Genomic DNA, 19,663 nt, shown 5'->3' with positions numbered 1-19,663 from the left:
GTTGTGACTGATGACACACGGGACGGCGGACTCGTCAGCATCGGAGAGTTGGCGTGCGCCACCGGGATTGCCGTGCGGACGATCCGGTTCTATATCGAACGGTTGCCGCTGGTGCGGCCGCACTGCTGATTCTGCGGGCTAGCGGTTCCTGACCCGATCCCACAGGCGCAGATAGACTTCCGCGCCGTGGAACACGTCGGTCATGATCTCCGGACCGCCCAGAACGCGCACCGCCTCGAGCCAGTCGGCGTACGTGCCGTAGGTCGCGGTGCCGTCGGCGCCGATGTCGAAAGTGCGGTCGCCCCAGCGTTCCCGATCGAAGGTCACCGTGCCGTCGTAGGAGGTGAACGGGTAGCGCACGACGCCGGGTCCGACCGGTGCGCCCTGGCCCGCCAGACCGTTCATATCCGAGCCGAAACCGTAGCCGAAATCGCCGCCGGGGCCGTGCAGGGCTCGGGCCTTTCGCCACGAGTCGACGAATTCCTTGGGCGCGCCCGCGTACGGGGTCGCGAAACCCCCTGCGGCATAGACGCGTTGGGTGGTGCGCTCGGAGTCCCAGCCGTGTGAGGACAGCACGCCGGGGTAGCGCCGCTGTTCGATGATCGACATGACGTCCTCGGCCGTGGCCTCACTCATATGGTCGACTTCGATCAGGAATCCCTGATCGATCATCTTGTTGATCAGGTATCTGCCCAGATCGGTCAGCCCGCGTGCGTTGCAATGGGTGCCCGCCGGGTAGAGCGGCAGCGGTACACCGCCGAGCAGCGGGCCGGTGAGATTACCGAGGAACTGATTGATATCGCCCGCGATCGGCACCGACGGCTGGGTGCTGTCGCGGCCGGATCCGGTGCAGGGCTGCACATTCCAGAAGGTGCCGGTCTGTACGAAGTTGCCCGCGTTGACCAGTAGACCGGTGAGGTCGTGGTCCATCTTGGTGCCACCGAAGGCATCGTCGAATTTGTGAATCGGGAAGAAGCTGCTGACACCGAGAGCACGGAGTTCGACCAGCCAGCGGTCGATATCGGCGGTACCGCATTTGGGGCGGCCCAGGAATACACCGCAGCCCATGGGGTCGGACAACTCCATACCGAGAATCACCGCGAGCTTTCCCGATGCGGCGACCCGCCGGGCTTCGGCGGGTTCGGTGACGATTCGGAAGAAGCCCTGTCCGGGACCACCGGCCTGGGCGTCGATGTAGTCCTGGAGCGCACGCATGCCCGCGGCCTGGGTGCGCACCGAAGCCATGTCGTCACAAGGGTTTCGGCGATCGGTCAGCATGGCGCACAGGGACTCGTTGTCGACCAGGTCGACCGTCATGACGCGCAGGCCCGCCTTCCACGCTCGCTCGATACCGGTCCAGTAGGTGCCTTCGGTGGTGACCATGGACGGCTTGGGCCAGTCCCGGAAACCGGGCCAACCGGCGGTGTCCGATGCGTGGGCGGGTTCGCCGTAGTCGAGGAAATTGGCGATCAGGCCATTGGTTCCGGTGCGGTACGCCGCACAATCCGGCAGGGCGTACGTGACACCGTAGGGATGCCAGGGACGGCCGCAGTGGAAGTCTCCGCCCATGAATTCATAGGCGGAGATGTGGACGTGCGCGTCGATGGTGCCCACGATCGAACCATCCGCGCCGACGCTCGGTCCGGGCGTGCCGGTCGCGCCGACCTGGGCCTCCGGGAAGTCCGCGCAGCCGGTGTCCGGGATGAACGTGGCGGGCGTGGCGGTCTTGGTCGCGCCATTGGCGAGGGTGAATCCGCTTGCGCCGGAGCCGTTCACGGTCCAGACCGCATTGGCGGACGGGTTCTTCGCGGGATGGATCGACCCGGCCGAGGCGTCCAGCACCTCGCGGGTTCGTCCGTAGAGCAGGTATTCGCCGAGCGCTGTCGCGTGCATTCGATACGGGCCCGCCGCCGGAACCAGTGGGCCGCCGGGGGTGTCGATCCGATAGCAACCGTTGACCAGCGAATAGCGGGTTTGGCCCGGATCGGGCGTTGGGTCGGCGGCGGCGGGTCCGGCGCCGGGTCCGGCCAATCCCGTGGCGATCAGGGTGGCGGTAAGGGCTGATAGGTACTTCACACGTGCTTCTCCTGAGTGGGAGATGTTGAAGCGCAGGGCTTCTCACTCTGAACTAGTTCCGTTTCACATTTAGGGCGACCGTGCCCTCACGCAAAATACTATGGAACATAGTTTTTCGTGGCGGAATTCAGACCATGGCCAGGCAGGCCAGCGCCGCACTCAGCCCGACCGCGAGCGTCGCGGCGGCCGGACCCAGCAACATCGTCGCGAAAAGCAATGCCGTCGCGGTGCGTCGCGACGCGGAACGGGATTCCGGCGCCGCCGCAAGGCATTCCAGGCGCACCGCCAAGGCCTCGTCGATCAATCCCAGCCGTGCGGTGGGTGTCGCGGCCGAGTGCGCGGCGACCGTATGCAATGCGCTGTAGAGGCTGTGCGGATCGGTGGAGCAGGAGGCCGTGTGATCGGCGGCGAGTTCGACCAGGGTGGTCAACGCCGCCGGGGCCGCGGCGAACAACGGTATCCAGGGGAACGCACGCGCCAGGACCTGGCATGTGCCGATGATGTGATGATGGAATCCGCGCAGGTGAGCGGTCTCATGGGCGAGCACCGCCCGCCACTGCGCCTCGGTCAGACAGCGTGCCAGGCCATCGGTGACCACGACATAGCCGTCCCGCCCGGCCACGCTGTAGGCCAAGGGAATTGGATGATCGAGCCACACCAGTTTCGCGCGCGCGGGATCGGCGCGGCCCAATACCCGGACCACTTCATTGTGCCGTCGGCGCAGCGCGGCCCCGCGCCCTCGGTGCCCGATCGCGATCCGCGCCAGCTGTCCGGCCGGGACGGTGATGCCGATCGCGGCCGCCGGCAGGATCAGCCCCGCGGTCCAGGTGACGATCACCGGCTCGACCGCACCCAGGCACTCGAGCACGGTGCCCGCCAGGAATTCGCCCGGCGGATCACCCGGCCACGCCAGCGCGATGATCGTCAGCACCCCGCATCCGATGGTGGCGGCGATCGCGCCCAGCCACGCGCCGATCCCGACCACCGGTGCGGCGGTGAAATCGATGCGGGACAGTGCCGCGGGTGCGGCGACGGCCAGTGCGATACCCGCCGCCAGCAGTGCCGTCATCAGGATCACGGCTGACGCTCATCTCCGGAGAGCCCCTGCCGCAACGCTTCCACCTCGTGTGCGCTCGCGGTGCGCGCCAGATGCAGCAGCACCGCGGGAGCATCGGGACTGGCGTCCAGGATTTCCCGGAGCAGATCGGTGGTCGCCTCCGCGCGGGAACGGCTGGGCCGGTATCGATAGGAACGGCCGATCTTCTCCCGCCGGACCCAGCCCTTCTCCCAGAGATGCGTCACCACCGTCAGGACCGTGGTGTACGCCGGGGTCCGGTCCGCGTCCGTGAGCTGATCGACCAGCTCGTGCACCGACAACGCGTCCGGACCGTCCCACAGCACGGCCATCACCCGGCTCTCGAGCGCGCCCAGGCCCTTCATCGTTCTCCCTCGATCGGTTCGCCCCCGATCCGATGAATCGCCCGGACCGGTGACGCCCGCCCAATTTACTAGTGTTCGTAGTTTTTTCGAGCTCGGTTCACCTCCGCCGCCTCGATACCGGTCACCTCCACGATTTCCGCGATTCCGCCGACGATCTGTTCCCGCGTGGTTGCCACTGCACACCCTTCTCGTTGTGTGTGTCGGTACGCTGAGACCTCCAGTGGGGTGGAGGGTCAACAGCCTGTGACGGACGACATACGAGATGATGCGCCGGTGAGCATCGGAGAGTTGGCTCGTCGTACCGGGCTCGCGGTGCGCACGATCCGGTTCTATTGCGATGCGGGCATTCTGGAGTCGCGGCGCAGTGCGGGCGGACATCGGATATTCGAAGCCGATACCGCCGTCGAACGACTGCTGCTGGTGCGGCGGTTGCGTGCGCTCGGTCTCGGGTTGGGCGCGATTGCCGATGTGCTGCAGGGGAAATGGTCGATCGACGAAGCCGTCGCCGCCGAAACCGCGCTGCTGGACCGCGAATTCAGGACCTTGGCCTGGCGGCGGGCGGCATTGCGTGCGCTCGGCACGGGTGGTGCCGCGCGGCGCGATGAGCGGCTCACATTGCTGGCCGCGGTCTCGGATGCCGATGCGGTATATGAGGGTCTGGTGCGGTTCTGGCGCGGTGTGCTCGCGCCGATACCCCGGGCCGAGGTCGATATCTTCATCGGCTGGAATGTCCCGGAGCCGCCCGCCGATCCGACCGTGGACGAAATCGTCGCCTATGCCGAGCTGGCCGCGCTGATCACCGACTCCGGACTGCACGGCGCTGTGCGACAACAACTCTGGCGGACGCGTCCGGAAACCGTCCGCGATGGGCCGGAGCTGTATGCCGCGGTGGGTGCGGTGATGACCGATGTGGTGCCGCTGGTTTCGAGCGGGGTGGCACCGCGCGGCGGCCGTGAGCTGGACAGATTCGTCGGAGCGCACGCCACCGCGCGCGGTGAGCGGGATTCCCCGCGTTTCCGCGCGCGGCTGCTGATCGATGGGCCCGATACCGATCGGCGCATCGATCGGTACTGGGCGCTGACCGAACGGCTGCTGGGACCGCGCATCACCGTCGGGCGAGCGCATCGGTGGGTGTACGACGCGCTCGCCCATTCGGCCGATAACGCTATGAATTAGCTCGGTGGGCGGAAGGCCGCGAATTCGTCGGTGACCCGGATTTCGGAGTCGGCGAAACGGTAGAGCGCCGCCGGGCGGCCGCCCGCCCGGCCGGGGGAGGCGGTCGCACCGGTGGGGGTGATGACGCCGCGGCGGGTCAGCACCCGTTGCAGATTCGTGGTGTCGACGTCATAACCGAGTGCGGCGCAATAGATCTCGCGCAGCGTCGACATGGTGAAGCGTTCGGGGGCGAGGGCGAAGGCGATATTGGTGTAGGAGAGTTTCGCGGCCAGCCGGGTGCGGGCGTGCTCCACCACGATGCCGTGGTCGAAGGACATATCCGGCAGGTTCGATACCGGATGCCAGCGGGTGTCCGGGGGTAGCTGCGGATCCGCGGTCAGCGGGACCAGGCCGAGATAGGCCGAGGCGATGCGGCGATCGCCGGGCACCCGATCCGGATCGCTGAAGACCGAAAGCTGTTCCAGGTGCGTCAATTCGCGCACATCCACTTTCTCGGCGAGCTGGCGCGCGGCCGAGGTGTTCAGATCCTCGCCATCGCGTAGCCGTCCGCCGGGGGTTGACCAGGTGCCGATCGCCGGGTCCAGGGCGCGTTCCCACAGCAGTACCGCGAGTTCGGTGTGCTGTCCGGGCGGGCAACGGTCTCCGACTGGGGTGGAATTGCTCTCACCTGCGGTGTTGGTGTCCGGGAAGCGACGAACCTGGAACACCGCGGTGAGCGTTTCGTGGATGGTGCTACGATGGGGCACGTTTTCGATCCTAAGTCGAAAACCGGTTGTATGCGAATCGGCGATGTGGCCGGGCGCATGAGAGAAGGAGCCAGGAGATGGCTGCACTAGGTGCGACGTTGGCGCTCACCGAGCGCATTGTGGATGGGCCCGCGGGATTCACCGGCGTCAACGCCACCCCCGAGTGGGCGTCGGAGATCAAGCGGCTGGCGCGCGAGCGCAATGCGACGATCCTGGCGCACAACTATCAGCTGCCCGAGATCCAGGACATCGCCGATCATGTGGGCGATTCGCTCGCGCTCTCCCGGATCGCCGCCGAGGCGCCCGAGGACACCATCGTGTTCTGCGGTGTGCACTTCATGGCCGAGACCGCCAAGATCCTCAGCCCGACCAAGACCGTGCTGATCCCGGATCAGCGGGCCGGATGTTCGCTCGCGGACTCCATCACCGCCGATGATCTGCGCGAGTGGAAGGCCGAGCACCCCGACGCCGTAGTGGTCTCGTACGTGAACACCACGGCCGCGGTGAAGGCGCTCACCGATATCTGCTGCACCTCCTCCAATGCCGTGGACGTGGTCGCCTCCATCGACCCGGACCGCGAGGTGCTCTTCCTGCCGGACCAGTTCCTGGGCGCGCACGTCAAGCGCATCACCGGCCGCGAGAACATGCACATCTGGATGGGCGAATGCCATGTGCACGCCGGCATCAACGGCGATGAGCTCAACGCGCAGGCCAAGAGCCACCCGGACGCGGAACTGTTCGTGCATCCCGAATGCGGTTGCGCCACTTCGGCTCTCTACCTGGCGGGCGCGGGCGAGTTCCCGGCCGACCGGGTGCACATCCTGTCCACCGGCGGCATGATCGACGCCGCCAAGGCGGCCAAGTCGAATCAGGTGCTGGTGGCCACCGAGGTCGGCATGCTGCATCAGCTGCGAAAGGCCGCACCCGGCATCGACTTCCAGCCGGTCAACGATCGCGCGTCCTGCCAGTACATGAAGATGATCACCCCGGCCGCGCTGCTGCGCTGCCTGGTGGAGAACCGCGACGAGGTGCACGTGGACCTGGAAACCGCTGCGCTGGCGCGGAATTCGGTGCAGCGCATGATCGAGATCGGCAATCCGGGCGGCGGGGAATAGCACGGGCTCGGTCGTTCGCCGGAAAGGGTGAAGCCGTGAGTATTTCCCTCACGTGGGAGGCCGAAGCGGATCTGATCGTGGTGGGTGGTGGCGTCGCGGGTTTGACCGCGGCGCGCACCGCCTCACTGCGCGGACTGCGCGTCCTCACGCTCAGCAAGGGCGGGGCCACCGACACCTCCACGCAGTACGCTCAGGGCGGTATCGCCGTGGTCGCGCCGCACGGGGATTCGGTCGCCTCGCATGTACACGACACCGTGGTGGCCGGGGCCGGACTGTGCGATCCCGAGGCGGTGCGCTCGATCGTGGAGGGCGGCGTCGAGGCGGTCGCCGCGCTCACCGACCTCGGAGCCGTTTTCGATCACGGCCGCGATGGCGAGGTCGCGCGCACCCGCGAAGGCGGGCACAGCACGCGTCGCATCATTCACGCCGGTGGTGACGCCACCGGGGCCGAGGTGCAGCGGGCGCTGAACGCGGCCGGACTGCCGGTGCTGTTCGGGGCCGCCGTGGTCGAGATCGTGACCGGACCCGATGGCGTGCGCGGTGTGATCGCGGTGTCGGACAAGGGTTTCGGCATCGTGCACGCACCCGCCGTACTGCTGGCCACCGGCGGATTGGGGCAGCTCTACGCGTGCAGCACCAATCCGCCCGGAGCGACCGCGGACGGTATCGCGCTGGCCCTGCGCGCCGGTGCGGTGGTGGCGGATCTGGAGTTCCTGCAATTCCATCCCACCGTGCTGTTCACCCCGGGCGGGGTGGGGCGGCGGCCGCTGATCAGCGAGGCGGTGCGCGGCGAAGGCGCGATTCTGGTGGATTCCCAAGGGAATTCGGTGACCGCCGGGGTGCATCCGCGCGGTGATCTCGCACCGCGCGATGTGGTGTCGCGGGCCATCGCCGCGCGTATGCGCGAACTCGGCACCGATCACGTCTTCCTCGACGCGCGCGCCATCGAGGGATTCCCGGAGCGGTTCCCGACCATCACCGCGTCCTGTGCCGCGGCCGGGATCGATCCGCGCGTCGATCTCATTCCGGTCGCACCGGCCGCGCACTACCAGTGCGGTGGGGTGGTGACCGATACCCACGGGCGCACAGCGGTTCCCGGGTTGTACGCGGCCGGTGAGGTCGCGCGCACCGGACTGCACGGCGCGAATCGCCTGGCCTCCAACAGCCTGCTCGAAGGTTTGGTGGTCGGTGGGCGCGTCGGCGTCGCGGCGGCGGAACGACTCGGCCGGGCCGAGTTCATTCCCGCCGAACAGCGGTTCGCCGGGGTGGCCGCGCTCCCGCGTGCGGATCGCAAACTATTGCAGGAGTTGATGACCGAGCACGCCGGGGTCGTCCGCGACGGTGACGGCCTGCGCGGTGCGGTGCTGCGCCTGGTCGGGCTGATCACCGGCGGCGAAGCCGATGAGAGCGATGACGTGCGCGCCGATGATCCGGCCGCGGTGATTCGCGATCTGGAGGACTCCGCGCTCACCCTGACCGCGCGAGCGTTTCTGCTGACCGCCTCGGCGCGCACCGAAAGCCGTGGCTGCCATACCCGTTCGGACTATCCGGAACCGCGCGAGGAACTGCACCGCAGTACCGCGGTGCGACTCGGCTCCGACGGCCGCCCCCAGTTGCTCACCGATGGCTCGGAAATGGTGCCGACCTGGCATCACGACGCTTCACGCACTGAAGAAGGAGTGCCGCAATGACTCTCGACGCCGGACTGGATCGCGATGAGGTGATCGCGCTCATTCGCCGGGCTCTGGAGGAGGACCTGCGCTACGGCCCCGATATCACCACGGCCGCAACGGTTCCCGCCGACGCGGTGGCCAAGGCGACCATGGCCTCGCGTCAGCCCGGCACCATCGCCGGACTCGATGTCGGGCTGCTGGTGCTGGACGAGGTGATCGGCGCGGGCGAGTACGAGGTCACCGCCCGCGTCGCCGACGGCACCCGGGTGCGGCCCGGTGACGCTGTGCTGAGCGTGGTCGCGCCGACGCGCGGCCTGCTCACCGCCGAGCGCACCATGCTGAATCTGGTGTGCCATCTGTCCGGAATCGCCACGGCGACCTCCGCGTGGGTGGATGCGGTCGCGGGCACCGACTGCCGAATCCGGGACAGCCGCAAGACTTTGCCCGGTTTGCGAGCCTTGCAGAAGTACGCGGTGCGCACCGGTGGCGGCGTGAATCACCGCATGGGCCTGGGCGATGCCGCGCTCATCAAGGACAATCACGTGGTGGCGGCCGGTTCGGTGGTCGCGGCATTGCGCGCGGTGCGCGAGGTGAACCCGGACATCGAGTGCGAGATCGAGGTGGACAGCCTCGACCAGCTCGATGCCATCCTCGACGAAGACGTCCAGCTGGTGCTGCTGGACAACTTCCCGCTCTGGGCTACCCAGGCCGCGGTACAACGCCGCAACAACCGCTCGCCGGGGACCAAGCTGGAATCCTCGGGCGGGTTGTCCCTGGATGTCGCGGCGGAATACGCGGGCACCGGTGTCGATTATCTATCGGTCGGCGCATTGACCCACTCGGTCCGAGTTTTGGACCTGGGTTTGGATATGTAATTCCGCTTTTCCCGAAAAGTCCGAAATTCCGGAATTTAACTGGGAATTTCGCTGCGGGTTCAGCGGCGGTATTGCGGCGCGTCGGCTAGCCAGCCGGTTCCGCCGCATACCGAGCACCACTGCACCGAGTCGTTGACCAGGCCGTAATCGCCCTTGCCCTCGCACATCATGCAGTACCGCCAGCCCCTATTGGGGTGAACGGTATCGAAGAAAATATTCAGAAAACCTTGGATCGCCATGCAGCGTGCACTCCTCGCTCGGAATCCAAACTCACCAAGGGTGCGATATTTACCGAGCGATGTAAAGGCGTATCCAGCAGTCTTTACACCCCGAATTCGAGTGTTTCCAGGTGCAGTACCTGACAAGCCTCCCGGACAGCGGCAACCTCGTGGGCATCGAGCCCGCGATCGGCGGCGGCGATCATGATGCCCAACCGGACCACGGCGCGCGCCTGTTCCGGATCGGCGGTGCATTCGGCGATCTGCGCCAGTACGCTGGCGCGGCCGAACGCCGGATCCATACTCATGCGGGAGCAGTTGTCCTCGAAGAGATTTCGCAGCTCATCGGCCGGAAAATGCTGGAGCGCGGGATCCGCGCCGAGCAGGTGCGCCACCCGCGCGCGATGTTCGGGATCGATACCGCCGTCCGCCGCGGTGATCAGGGCGCAGACCGCCACGATCGCGTCCCGGAAAGGGCCGCCGCGCAACTCGTTTCGCTGTGCCAGCAGCTGCTCCCGCCACTGTGCGGTGTGCTCCGGCAACCGGGGAATCGAGATCGGCTGGGCATCGACGCGATGCGGGAAAGTCATGACACACTCCGAAATGATCTCCCCGGACTCGTGAACCCCGTGTCGATGCCCGGACTGTGCGGATGTACGAACAGACCCTAACAGTCGGCGACCTGGTGAAGTCCAGGAAATTCCGGTGCGAACGCCCAGCATCCGCTGATTGCCCCGAGGTGAGAACGATTCCGGCCGTACGGGATTCGGTCGGCCGCGTGGATCCCGGCCACAAACGCGCCGGGATGACGGGGAGGCGGGCGAGATGGGCGGCCCGGTCTGCTCAGGTGGTGAGTTCGCGTTCCAGTGGGGTGCGGAAGCGGGGGATGGGACGGACTTCGCCGTACCAGGTGGTCATGCGCGCGGCTTCGGCCTCGATGCGGGCTTCGGCCTCGGCGCCGATGTCTTCCAGTAGGCGCCAGACTATTTCGCCGTCGGGGCGCTGGGCCCAGCCGCCGACGATGCGGCCGTCGGACCAGATGGTCGGGCCGACATTGCCATTGCGGTCGAATAGGGCCGGGCCGTGTGAGCCCAGGTACCAGTCGCGGGCCTGCCAGCCCATCGGGGTCGGATCGAGGGCGGGCAGCAGGGCCACCCAGGGGTCGGGGGTGGGGACCGGGTCGACATCGTCGGCCAGGACCAGGCCGGTTACGCCGTCCAGGTCCACCTCGACCGTATCGATGTGCGCGAGGGTTTTGCGGACCTCGCCCAGCGTCCAGCCCGTCCACCATTTGATATCGCTCACCGGGGCGGGGCCGAAGGCGTACAGCCACTTTCGCACCAGCTCGACACGGGCCTGCTCGGCGGAGAGTGCCGGAATGCCCGCGGGCAGCCAGGATTCGATGGGGGCCCAGGTGTACTGGCTGCTGCTCCAACTGCCATTGGGCCGTCCGCGCACGATGCGGCCCTCCGCGCCGAGCACCACCAGGATCCAGGTGGTGATGCTGGTCGGCTTGGAATACGACTTGCCCGGGGCCGCGTCGATCTGGGTGCGCAGGCGCGGCACCAGCTTGCTCAATTGCGCGCCGGTGGCGGCACCGGCGGTGAGCAACGCCTGATGGGTTTCGGCTTCCACCTCGGCTAGCCAGGAGGAGATATCGCCCTCGATCACCCCGGCCTGATCGATGAGCCGCCCGTAGGTCTTGCGCTGCTTGTGCGCGAGCGCGTCCGCGCACGAACCCTGGAGCGCGGGAACCAGTTCGAGCGGTGCGACGAACATGGTGCGCCGCATGGCCAGCATGCGCAGCAGTGTCCGATCCTCGTACAGCGCCTTCTCCACATGCCCGGGCTCGAGCACTCGGCTGCGCGCGGCGATCGAGAGGAACACCGTGGCCGGATCGGTGGCGTGCAGTACCACCAGCGACCGCACGATCTCGTTCACATCGTCGGCACGCTCGGCCGTGGCCAGCCGATGCCGCACCCCGACCCGAGCCCGCCGCTCCGCAACACTCATCGAACGCATGGGCGAATCCTAGCCGCCGGGTACGACATTCGACTTATCTCGGCCCCGGTGTCCGGACACCGGGGCCGGGCTGCGGAGTTCGGCGGCCGTGACGTGCGATGATTCCGCGATGGGTGGTCGGAATCGGCGGTGGCTGGTCGGCGGTGTGGTGCTCGCGATGCTGGGCGCGATGGTGGCCGGATTACCGGAGGCCGGCGCCGAAACCCCGGTGCGGGTGCGCGAGGTGACGCTCACCGTGGAGGGCGAACCGGCCACCGGGCGGGTCTACGAACCCGACGGTGAGATCCGGGATCTGATCGTCGCGGTGCACGGGCACGCGGGCAGCGCCGCCGACTTCCCCGAGTACATGGCCTCGATCGCACAGCACACCGGAGCCGCGCTGCTGACCATGGATCAGCGCTCGGCCGACGGCCGCTGGCGCACCGGGGAATGGAATGTGTGGGCGGGCTGGCAGGACATCGTCGCCGCCACCCAGTGGTATCGGGGTGAGCATCCGGGCATCGGCCGCACCGTGCTGTGGGGGTGGAGCCAGGGCGGATTGACCAGCGGTCTCGCCGCCGCGTACGCACCGCCGGGCACCTACGACTACTGGGTCGACACCTTCGGCCAGGCAAGCGATTTCATCTCCTGGTACGAGGCCCCGCTCGCCGGTCCGGCGCTGCGACCGGAGATCGAACGCGATGCGGGCGGCTGTGGACCGCTGACCTGTCCGGCCGCGTACGCGGCGCGCTCACCGTCCCTGCTGGCCGGGCGGATCGGGGTGCGCCGGGCAATCCTGTTGCACGGCACCGCGGATCCGCTGGTGCCGTACAGCTCCGGACTGGAAATGCGGGCCGCGCTCCTGGCCGCCGGGAAGCCGGTATCGATGTACACCGTGCTCAGCGGCCGCGATCTGGGCGGTGCGGTGGTGCCGGGGGAGCACGGCCTCGGCCCGGTCTTCTTCGAATCCGGTTGTGTGGTGGAACGATTGCTCGCGAACTCCGAGCCGTGGGGCAGCGACTACATCGTCGATATCGCCAACGGGATCAACACCGCCCCGCCCGCACCGCCGAATGCCAAGTGCGCCGCCTGAATCCGAGTGCCTATCGGTACCGCACGATGTGGGCGTGCGCTACCCGCGTCGATATCAGTCGGCGCTGACGGCCTCGACGATATTGAGCCGGGCCGCGCGGACGGCGGGCGGAATGGACCCGAGCAGGCTCAAAGCCAATGCGGCGACGGTGAATACGAGCAGCGGCGGCCCGGGCCGGAAGTGCACGTCCAGACCCATGATGTCGGTGGCCAGCAGCGAATACAGGTACTGGTTGGCCAAACCGAACAGCACACCCAGCGCCGCGCCGATCAGCCCGATGGCCGCGGCCTCGGCCAGCACCATGCGCAACGCGAACCGCCTGCTCGACCCGACCGCGCGCAGAATCCCCAATTCGCGGCGGCGCTCCAGCAGCGCCAGCGTGAGGGTGTTGAGCAGCGCCATCGCGGCGATGAACGCCACGATGACCAGCATCACCCGGGACAGGACGAGACCCTGCTCCATGGCCCGGCTGACACCGTCCAGCGCCGCCGCGCCGGTGTACACGTGTAGTTCGGGCGGCACGACCTGCCTTATGGCCGTGAGCAATCGCGCCTTGTCCGCGCCGGGCGCGGCATCGATCTGCAGGGTGGTCGCGCCCGGGCGATCGAACCACTCCCGCATCAGCGTCAGGCTCATCGACGCCGTACCGCTCAGTGCCGAGAAGTACGATACCGACGCCAGCACCCGCGTGCGCCGCTCCCCGCTGGGCGTCTGCACCGTCAACTCGTCCCCGGCCGAAACCCCCAGTGCGCGAGCCAGATCCCGGGACAGCACGACTCCCGCACCGGCGAGCAGTCGCTGCCGGGTCGCGGTGTCGAGTGCGCGCGCCATGGCGAAATTGCTGTCCGGATCTACCCCGTAGACCAATGCTTTGGTCCCGCCGAAGGATGCGAAGGCCAACTGCCCCTGGGTGACTCGTCCGACCCCGGGTACGGCGGCGACCTTTTCGGCCAGTCCGTCCGGCAGCAGCGGTGTGGGCACCATATCCTCGGCGGTCACGCTCACCCACACATCGTTATCGGCGATGGAGGCGAAGGTATCGCGCGCCGAGCGCACCGCGTCCGCGTTCGATCCGGTGATCGTGATGGTCATGGCCACCGCGATGGTGACCGTCATGAGCGTGGCCCACACCCGGCGCGGCGCGCGATCGACATTCACCCCGGCCAGCACGCCCGCGGACCCCAGCCGCCGCGCCGTCGCACCGGTCAGCCACACGATCGGACCGGTGCAGGCGAACGCCAGCGCGATCTCCGCGCCCAGCGCCGAACCCAGTGCGGCAGCGGCGAAAAGACCGAGGTGCGCGCGCACGACCAGTACCGTCACCACCGCCAATCCGGCCGCCAGCGCACCCGCGAGCAGCCGCGCGCGCAGCGGCACCGCATCGGCCTGCGAAACCCCCACCGGGGCCAGCGCTTCCACCGGCGACACCCGGTACACCTGCCGGGCCGCGACCGCGGTGGCCGCCAGATTGGTGAGCACGGCCGCCAGCACCGCGGCCGGAATCGCGTACCAGGGCAACAGGTATTCCAGCCGCGCCTCCATCATCTGACTGAACGCGCCCGGCAGCAGACCGATGGCATAGCGCCCCATGAGAACCCCGAGACCCGCGCCGAGCAGCCCGCCCACCAGACCGAGCACCGCGGCCTCGGCCAGCACATCGCGCACGATGGTCTGTTTGCGGCCGCCGATGGCCCGCAGCATGGAGATCACCGGCCGCCGCCCGGCCAGCGCCATGCCGATGGTGTTGTAGATCAGGAACGCCGACACCACGAACGCGATGGCCGCGCCCATGGCCGCGATGAAACGCAGCATGACGACACCGCCGCTGGTCTGCGCGGCGCGCAGGCTGGGCGTGCCCACCAGCGCGCGCCCCGCGACGGCGTTGGTGACCGCCGAATTCACCTGTGCGGCATCGGTGTCCGGTGCGGTGATGATCAGGATGGAATCCAGCTGTCCGGATCGGCCGGTGACGCGCTGGGCCAGGGGGAGCGGTGCGATCAGATAGTGGCCGCCATTGAGCCGGGACTGCTCCTTACCGGACAGGACGGCCGCGACGGTCACCGTGCCCGAACGCAGGGTGATCACATCGCCTTTCGTGAATCCGGCACCGGGTCCGGCCAGGACGCCATTGGGCACGCTCAGTAGCGCTGCCGTCTGCGCACTTCCGACCGAATCCTTCAGATCGCTGTCCAGCGCTGCGGTGGAGGCGTCCACGCCGAGCAGCAGGAGCCGGTCGTCGTCCGGTCCCACACTCGCGCGCAGCATCGGCACCGCCGCGGTGACGCCCGGGACCGCCGCGACATCCGCGCGCACCTGCTGCGGGAATCCGGCATCGGTGACGCCCGAGATCTCCAGCGCCGCATTGCCCGCCACACCCGATGACAGTTGCGCGATGGATCCGGTGAGCGAACCGGAGATGCCGATCACCGCCACCAGGAACGCCGAGGACACCGCCATGACGACGACCGAGGCCACCGTCCGGCCCCAGTGGGTGGCGAACTCACGAATGGTGAGCAGCCGCAACCGATCCAGCAGCGCGATCATGGACCGAGGCTATGACCGCCGGAACGCACTGTCCACGAAATCCGGACAACCGTCCCAGACGAACCCGATATGGATCACCCCAGTTTCCGCCCCGCAAACCCGCCGGAAATGCTCGATTCCGGAACATCTTCGTGATGTGCGGGGTTGCTGCGGAAGAACGTGAATCGAAACGGAGGCAGTGATGACGAAACCGGTGGATCCGTCCTATTTGTGGAGCGGTGGCGAATTGGATCTCGACGCGTACCTCAACCGCATCGGATACACCGGTGAGCGCACCCCGACGCTGGCGACCCTGCGCGGTCTGGTCCGTGCGCACACCACCACCATCCCATTCGAGAATCTGGAGAGCATTCTCGGCCGCGGTGTGCCGCTGGATCTGGAATCGTTGCAGGACAAGCTGATCCGGCAACGCCGCGGCGGTTACTGCTATGAGAACGTACTGCTGTTCGCCGCCGCGCTCGAACGCCTGGGCTTCGAATTCACCGGTATCTCCGGCCGAGTCACCATGGGCGCCAGTGGATTGCGGCCCGCCACGCACGCGCTGCTGCGGGTGCGCCCGGTCGATGACGAGCGCGCCTGGCTCTGCGATGTCGGTTTCGGCTCGGGTCCGCTGGAACCGTTCGAGCTGACCCCCGATCGCGGCGAATTCGCGCTCGGCGCTTGGCGTTACCGGCTCGAGCTCGGTGCGGACGCGCTCGGCGGTGAGCTCTGGACGCTGTATCAGTTCGGCCGGGACGGCTGGCTGGATCGCTATACGTTCAGCCCGAATCCGCAGTATCGAACAGACTTCACGGTCGGTAATCACTTCGTCGCGACCTCACCGCGTTCGCCGTTCACCATGCGGCCGTTCATTCAGCGCTTCACCGATGCGGTGCATCACCAAATCGACGGTACGACCTGGACGACTGACTATCCGGACGGAACGGGCGAAGTTCGCGAATTGGACGCGACCGAACTGCCCAAGGTGCTCGCCGAGGTGTTCGATATCGAACTCGGCGCGGCCGATGCGATGCGGCTCACCCGTGCCGAATGGCCCGCCGCGCACCGCGAGACCGACGGCGCGACACGCAACGACTGAAATCCCGTCCCACGCGGTGGGATCCACTCTTGTGCGGCAGAATTCGCTGTCATGTCATCGAACTGCTCTGAGCAGCACTTTAACGTGGCCCGTCGTATAAACGTCACCCGAGTGCGGCGTACATCTCACCGAGATCTCGCTCATATCTCACGCTGACGTCGGCGTGCTGCCCATCGCCCGCTACACTCATGCGGGGAAACACGCGGGCAACCGCGTCGTCACAGTCACCATCGCGCAGAATTTCGGAGTAGTGCCATCGAAACCGGCCAAGTGATCGCAGGGCATTACCGCCTGGTCGAACGGATTGGTAGCGGCGGCACAGGCGTCGTCTGGCGAGCCGTCGACGAGCGGCTGGAGCGTTCGGTGGCGATCAAACAGATCATCACCCAGCCGAGCCTGTCCGCGGCCGACAAGGACATCGTGCGTCAGCGCGCTGCCCGCGAGGCCCGCAATGCCGCTCGCTTCCAGCATCCCAACGCCATTGTGGTGTTCGACATCACCGAGCACGAGGGCGATCCATGCCTCGTGATGGAGTACCTGCCGTCGCAGAGCCTGGCGGTGGTGCTGTCCTCGCAGGGGACACTGCCGCTGCCCCAGGTCGCGCGCATCGGTGAACAGGTCGCGTCGGCGTTGATCGCCGCGCACCGGGTCGGCATCGTGCATCGCGATGTCAAGCCCGGCAACATCCTGCTCGGCGACAACGGGGCGGTGAAGATCACCGACTTCGGCATCTCCAAGGCCAAGGGTGATGTCACCCTCACCGCCACCGGACTCATCTCCGGTACCGCCGCCTACCTCGCACCCGAGGTCGCGCGCGGCGCCGAACCGAGCCCGGCCGCCGACGTATTCGCCCTGGGCGCAACGCTTTTCCACGCGCTCGAAGGCGAACCGCCCTACGGCACCAACCCGAATCCGCTCGCCCTGCTGTACGCGGCCGCCAACGGCCAGATCAGCACGCCGCGCAATGCCGGACCGCTCAGCGATCTGCTGCTGGCCCTGCTCAGCTTCGAGCCGGAGGACCGGCCGAGCATGACCGAGGTCCGCGACATCATGGCGGAGTTCGCGGAAATCGGGCCCGATGCCGAGGCCACCCGCGTCATGGCGGCACGCCGCCAGGGCGGCACCCTGACCCCGCCCGCCAAACCGGCGGGAGCGCGGCCCGCACCGCAGCGGGGCAATACCCGGCAGATGGACCGGCGCGGATCCGCCAACGCGGATATCCCGACCGGCGCCATGAGCCAGGCCCAGCTGCTCGAGACCCCGCCGCCGCGACCCTCGGTCAACGGCGGTCCGCCCACCCGTTCCACCTTCGCCCCGCATCTGGACGATGACGAGCCCGAACAGCCGCGCCGCACCAAACTGGTGATCGCGGCCCTGGTCGCCGCCGTCGTCGTGGCGGGCGCGGTGGTCTTCGGCCTGATGAGTTCGGGCGGATCGGACAGCCCGGGCACCACCGGTGGCGATACCAGCGCCACGAAGGCGTCCGCGCAGACCACCACCGGCAAGGGCACCGCCGGCGCGCTCGGCCAGACCAAGAGCGCCGGACAGGTCACCGTGCAGGACGGTGTCGACGCGGTACAGAAGTTCTACGACGGCCTCGTCTACCTGAACTTCGCCGACGCCTGGAACCGCCTCACCCCCGCCGCCCAGCAGGTGTACGGCAGCCAGTCCGCGTTCCAGTCCTACTGGACCGATAACCGAATCACCCGGTACTCCACCATCAATGGCGCGCGCGGCTGGTCCGACAGCGTGAATGCCGATGGCTCGGCGGATATTTCGGTGGCCACCGTCTCCACCTCCAGCTCCACCAAATCGGTGACGCTCCGCGTGATCGATATGGGTGGCGGCAATGTGAAGATCGACAGCGACACCAAGATGTAGTCGCTACCCGCGATACCCCTGCGCCGCACCGGAATCCCGGTGCGGCGCAGTGCGTTTACGGCGAATGCTGGGCCGGATCGCCGCGTCGCTCCGTGTTCGCCGCGGGTACGAAGGGCCGCGATGCGCACGTCAGGGGCTGTCCGAATGTGCCCGGGGTGATTAGCCTTTCGATATGAACGTGCGCCAGCTGCTCATCGATGAGCGCGGGGAACTGGTCGAACTACTGCGGTCGCTGACTCCGGAGGAGTGGGAGACACCGTCGCTGTGCGCGGGGTGGCGGGTGCGAGATGTGGTGAGCCACTTGCAAACCGATACCGTATCGCTGCCGAGCTATGCGCTGCTGGGGCTGCGCAATCCCGCCACCGATCGGCTCAATCAGGCGCTGGTCGAACACTTCAATGGGCGGCCCACCGGGGAACTGGTGGATCGACTGGTCGAACCGCGCGGCTGGTTCTCGCGGTATATGCCGAAAACGGCGCTGTCGGACAGCTTTGTGCACCAGCAGGACATTCGCCGTCCGCTCGGTCGCGCGCGGGAGGTCCCGGCCGAACGACTGATCACCGTTCTCGACAACCCGGATATGTTCGCCGGTCCGGGCCGCTATCTGAAGGGTCTGCGCTGGGAGGCGACGGACGTCGACTGGTCGAAGGGCTCCGGGCCGTTGGTCCGCGGCCCCGGCGAGGCGCTCGCCCTGGCCATGGTCGGGCGGACGGTCGCACTCGATGACCTCGAAGGTGCTGGGGTGAGCGAACTTCGGGCCCGCTGCGCCTGAATCGCGGTGTGCCCGAATCAGACCGACTGGGTTTCGGCGGTCAGGCTCGCGAGCAGGCGCAGCGCGTTGGCGCTGGGGGAGTCCTCCGCCACGGTGTGCGCGATCAGGCCCTGATCCGGATCATCGGGCAGGCGCAGGGTTTCGAAGCCCAGGTCGATGCGGCCGACAACCGGGTGCAGATAGACGTAGCGGCCGTGCGTCTTGTCCTTGAGTTCGTGCCGGTCCCAGAGCTCGCGGAACTCCGCACTGGATTCGGATAGGTCGGCGATCAATTCGGCGATGCCGGAATCGCCGGGGTTGCGGGCGGCGTCCAGCCGCAGATAGGCGACCACATCGGCGGCCTTGGCCTCCCAGTCCGCATAGAGTTCGCGCATGCCCTCGTCCAGGAAGACCAGGCGGGCCAGGTTCCGCTCGCGCGGCGGCAGTGCGGCGAAATCGGTGATCAGGGCCGCCGCCAAGCGATTCCAGGCCAGCACATTGGTGCCGCGCCCGACGATATACGCGGGCACATCAGCGGCGGATTCGAGTAGTCGCCGCAGGCCGGGGCGCACCTGCTGTTCGGCGGGCGGCTCCTCACCCGACCACGGCCGCGCCAGCCGGTAGAAATGTTCGCGCTCCACCGGATTCAAGCGCAGCGCCCGCGCCACCGCGTCCAGCACCGATTCGGAGAAGTGCAGCGTGCGGCCCTGTTCCAGGCGCACATAGTGATCGACGCTGACCCCGGCCAGCAGGGCGAGCTCCTCGCGCCGCAGCCCGGGCACGCGTCGCCGCGCGCCGTGATCGATCAGCCCCACCTCCTGCGGGCTCAGCCGAGCCCGGCGCGAGCGCAGGAATTCACCGAGTTCGGCACGACGGTCCAGGGTCATGCGTCCAGTATCGCGGGCCGGGCAGTTTGGTTCCTGGTCACCTCGTGCCCAGGCTCGCGACGTGCTCGAATCGAACCCGGCATACGGTGCCGGGAGCGAGTGCCGCGGC

At 67.8% G+C, this 19,663-nt stretch carries 18 protein-coding genes; 9 read left to right on the top strand and 9 right to left on the bottom strand.

Annotated features, from left to right (window positions below; translation table 11 throughout):
- The first annotated feature begins 3 nt into the window (after positions 1-3).
- The gene (locus tag AB0L82_RS29910; protein WP_364643417.1) at positions 4-129 is read left to right on the top strand and encodes a MerR family transcriptional regulator; all 126 of its coding nucleotides are present in this window, start codon (positions 4-6) and stop codon (positions 127-129) included.
- A gap of 9 nt (positions 130-138) precedes the next feature.
- Here AB0L82_RS29910 and AB0L82_RS29905 read toward each other — a convergent pair whose 3' ends face one another.
- The 3 genes from AB0L82_RS29905 to AB0L82_RS29895 form a co-directional block, all read right to left on the bottom strand.
- Complete coding sequence (locus AB0L82_RS29905) at positions 139-2,076, bottom strand: peptidase (protein ID WP_364643414.1); 1,938 nt, start codon at positions 2,074-2,076, stop codon at positions 139-141.
- A 127-nt stretch (positions 2,077-2,203) separates the two neighbouring features.
- Positions 2,204-3,145, bottom strand: a complete 942-nt coding sequence (locus AB0L82_RS29900; RefSeq protein ID WP_364644192.1) for a M56 family metallopeptidase — start codon at positions 3,143-3,145, stop codon at positions 2,204-2,206.
- 5 nt (positions 3,146-3,150) lie between these two features.
- Positions 3,151-3,516 (bottom strand): BlaI/MecI/CopY family transcriptional regulator, encoded by a 366-nt coding sequence (locus AB0L82_RS29895; protein WP_364643411.1) that lies wholly within the window; start codon positions 3,514-3,516, stop codon positions 3,151-3,153.
- 273 nt (positions 3,517-3,789) lie between these two features.
- Here AB0L82_RS29895 and AB0L82_RS29890 point away from each other — a divergent pair, with 273 nt between their 5' ends.
- The gene (locus AB0L82_RS29890) at positions 3,790-4,692 is read left to right on the top strand and encodes a MerR family transcriptional regulator (protein WP_364643408.1); all 903 of its coding nucleotides are present in this window, start codon (positions 3,790-3,792) and stop codon (positions 4,690-4,692) included.
- Here AB0L82_RS29890 and AB0L82_RS29885 read toward each other — a convergent pair.
- On the bottom strand, positions 4,689-5,438 hold the full coding sequence (locus tag AB0L82_RS29885) for an NUDIX domain-containing protein (protein ID WP_364643405.1): 750 nt from the start codon (positions 5,436-5,438) through the stop codon (positions 4,689-4,691). The two genes, AB0L82_RS29890 and AB0L82_RS29885, sit on opposite strands and share 4 nt — an antisense overlap.
- A 77-nt stretch (positions 5,439-5,515) precedes the next feature.
- Between AB0L82_RS29885 and nadA the strand changes: the two genes are divergently transcribed.
- The 3 genes from nadA to nadC are packed head-to-tail and all read left to right on the top strand — an operon-like array spanning position 5,516 to position 9,101.
- Positions 5,516-6,553: a quinolinate synthase NadA gene (gene nadA / locus AB0L82_RS29880; protein WP_364643403.1), complete on the top strand. Its 1,038-nt coding sequence runs from the start codon at positions 5,516-5,518 to the stop codon at positions 6,551-6,553.
- A gap of 35 nt (positions 6,554-6,588) precedes the next feature.
- Positions 6,589-8,244, top strand: a complete 1,656-nt coding sequence (locus tag AB0L82_RS29875) for an L-aspartate oxidase (RefSeq protein ID WP_364643400.1) — start codon at positions 6,589-6,591, stop codon at positions 8,242-8,244.
- Positions 8,241-9,101, top strand: a complete 861-nt coding sequence (gene nadC, locus AB0L82_RS29870) for a carboxylating nicotinate-nucleotide diphosphorylase (protein ID WP_364643397.1) — start codon at positions 8,241-8,243, stop codon at positions 9,099-9,101. Before AB0L82_RS29875 ends, nadC begins: the two co-directional genes overlap by 4 nt.
- 59 nt (positions 9,102-9,160) lie before the next feature.
- Here the strand turns inward: nadC and AB0L82_RS29865 are convergent, their stop codons facing one another.
- The 3 genes from AB0L82_RS29865 to AB0L82_RS29855 all read right to left on the bottom strand — a co-directional run bounded on the left by AB0L82_RS29865 (position 9,161) and on the right by AB0L82_RS29855 (position 11,341).
- Positions 9,161-9,340, bottom strand: coding sequence for a hypothetical protein (locus tag AB0L82_RS29865; RefSeq protein ID WP_364643394.1), 180 nt, complete (start codon positions 9,338-9,340; stop codon positions 9,161-9,163).
- Between the two features lie 83 nt (positions 9,341-9,423).
- Positions 9,424-9,909, bottom strand: coding sequence for a TerB family tellurite resistance protein (locus tag AB0L82_RS29860; RefSeq protein WP_364643391.1), 486 nt, complete (start codon positions 9,907-9,909; stop codon positions 9,424-9,426).
- 253 nt (positions 9,910-10,162) lie between these two features.
- On the bottom strand, positions 10,163-11,341 hold the full coding sequence (locus AB0L82_RS29855; protein WP_364643388.1) for a winged helix DNA-binding domain-containing protein: 1,179 nt from the start codon (positions 11,339-11,341) through the stop codon (positions 10,163-10,165).
- Between the two features lie 109 nt (positions 11,342-11,450).
- Between AB0L82_RS29855 and AB0L82_RS29850 the strand changes: the two genes are divergently transcribed.
- A complete protein-coding gene (locus AB0L82_RS29850; RefSeq protein ID WP_364643385.1) occupies positions 11,451-12,413 on the top strand; it encodes a prolyl oligopeptidase family serine peptidase in 963 nt (320 codons plus the stop codon).
- A 54-nt stretch (positions 12,414-12,467) separates the two neighbouring features.
- Here AB0L82_RS29850 and AB0L82_RS29845 read toward each other — a convergent pair whose 3' ends face one another.
- On the bottom strand, positions 12,468-14,957 hold the full coding sequence (locus AB0L82_RS29845) for an FtsX-like permease family protein (RefSeq protein WP_364643382.1): 2,490 nt from the start codon (positions 14,955-14,957) through the stop codon (positions 12,468-12,470).
- Between the two features lie 181 nt (positions 14,958-15,138).
- On the opposite strand from AB0L82_RS29845, the gene AB0L82_RS29840 reads away from it, so the two are divergent.
- The 3 genes from AB0L82_RS29840 to AB0L82_RS29830 all read left to right on the top strand — a co-directional run bounded on the left by AB0L82_RS29840 (position 15,139) and on the right by AB0L82_RS29830 (position 18,688).
- Entirely contained in the window at positions 15,139-16,035 is an 897-nt protein-coding gene (locus tag AB0L82_RS29840; RefSeq protein WP_364643379.1) for an arylamine N-acetyltransferase, read from the top strand.
- Positions 16,036-16,305: 270 nt separating this feature from the next.
- Complete coding sequence (locus AB0L82_RS29835; protein WP_364643376.1) at positions 16,306-17,916, top strand: protein kinase; 1,611 nt, start codon at positions 16,306-16,308, stop codon at positions 17,914-17,916.
- Positions 17,917-18,088: 172 nt separating this feature from the next.
- On the top strand, positions 18,089-18,688 hold the full coding sequence (locus AB0L82_RS29830; protein WP_364643373.1) for a maleylpyruvate isomerase family mycothiol-dependent enzyme: 600 nt from the start codon (positions 18,089-18,091) through the stop codon (positions 18,686-18,688).
- Positions 18,689-18,705: 17 nt separating this feature from the next.
- On the opposite strand, the gene AB0L82_RS29825 is transcribed toward AB0L82_RS29830, so the two are convergent.
- Positions 18,706-19,554, bottom strand: a complete 849-nt coding sequence (locus AB0L82_RS29825) for a helix-turn-helix transcriptional regulator (RefSeq protein ID WP_364643371.1) — start codon at positions 19,552-19,554, stop codon at positions 18,706-18,708.
- Between the last annotated feature and the right edge of the window lie 109 nt (positions 19,555-19,663).

The sequence above is a fragment of the Nocardia sp. NPDC052001 genome, assembly GCF_040680615.1.
GTDB lineage: Bacteria > Actinomycetota > Actinomycetes > Mycobacteriales > Mycobacteriaceae > Nocardia.
This window is presented reverse-complemented; position numbering and strand designations above follow the sequence as displayed.

Bases quoted from the DNA above. Each gene is read 5' to 3' on its own strand.
- AB0L82_RS29850 (WP_364643385.1), top strand. From the start codon at position 11,451: ATGGGTGGTCGGAATCGGCGGTGGCTGGTCGGCGGTGTGGTGCTCGCG.
- AB0L82_RS29895 (WP_364643411.1), bottom strand. From the start codon at position 3,516: ATGAAGGGCCTGGGCGCGCTCGAGAGCCGGGTGATGGCCGTGCTGTGG.
- AB0L82_RS29830 (WP_364643373.1), top strand. From the start codon at position 18,089: ATGAACGTGCGCCAGCTGCTCATCGATGAGCGCGGGGAACTGGTCGAA.
- AB0L82_RS29855 (WP_364643388.1), bottom strand. From the start codon at position 11,341: ATGCGTTCGATGAGTGTTGCGGAGCGGCGGGCTCGGGTCGGGGTGCGG.
- AB0L82_RS29845 (WP_364643382.1), bottom strand. From the start codon at position 14,957: ATGATCGCGCTGCTGGATCGGTTGCGGCTGCTCACCATTCGTGAGTTC.
- AB0L82_RS29900 (WP_364644192.1), bottom strand. From the start codon at position 3,145: ATGACGGCACTGCTGGCGGCGGGTATCGCACTGGCCGTCGCCGCACCC.
- AB0L82_RS29860 (WP_364643391.1), bottom strand. From the start codon at position 9,909: ATGACTTTCCCGCATCGCGTCGATGCCCAGCCGATCTCGATTCCCCGG.
- nadC (WP_364643397.1), top strand. From the start codon at position 8,241: ATGACTCTCGACGCCGGACTGGATCGCGATGAGGTGATCGCGCTCATT.
- AB0L82_RS29865 (WP_364643394.1), bottom strand. From the start codon at position 9,340: ATGGCGATCCAAGGTTTTCTGAATATTTTCTTCGATACCGTTCACCCC.
- AB0L82_RS29825 (WP_364643371.1), bottom strand. From the start codon at position 19,554: ATGACCCTGGACCGTCGTGCCGAACTCGGTGAATTCCTGCGCTCGCGC.
- AB0L82_RS29840 (WP_364643379.1), top strand. From the start codon at position 15,139: ATGACGAAACCGGTGGATCCGTCCTATTTGTGGAGCGGTGGCGAATTG.
- nadA (WP_364643403.1), top strand. From the start codon at position 5,516: ATGGCTGCACTAGGTGCGACGTTGGCGCTCACCGAGCGCATTGTGGAT.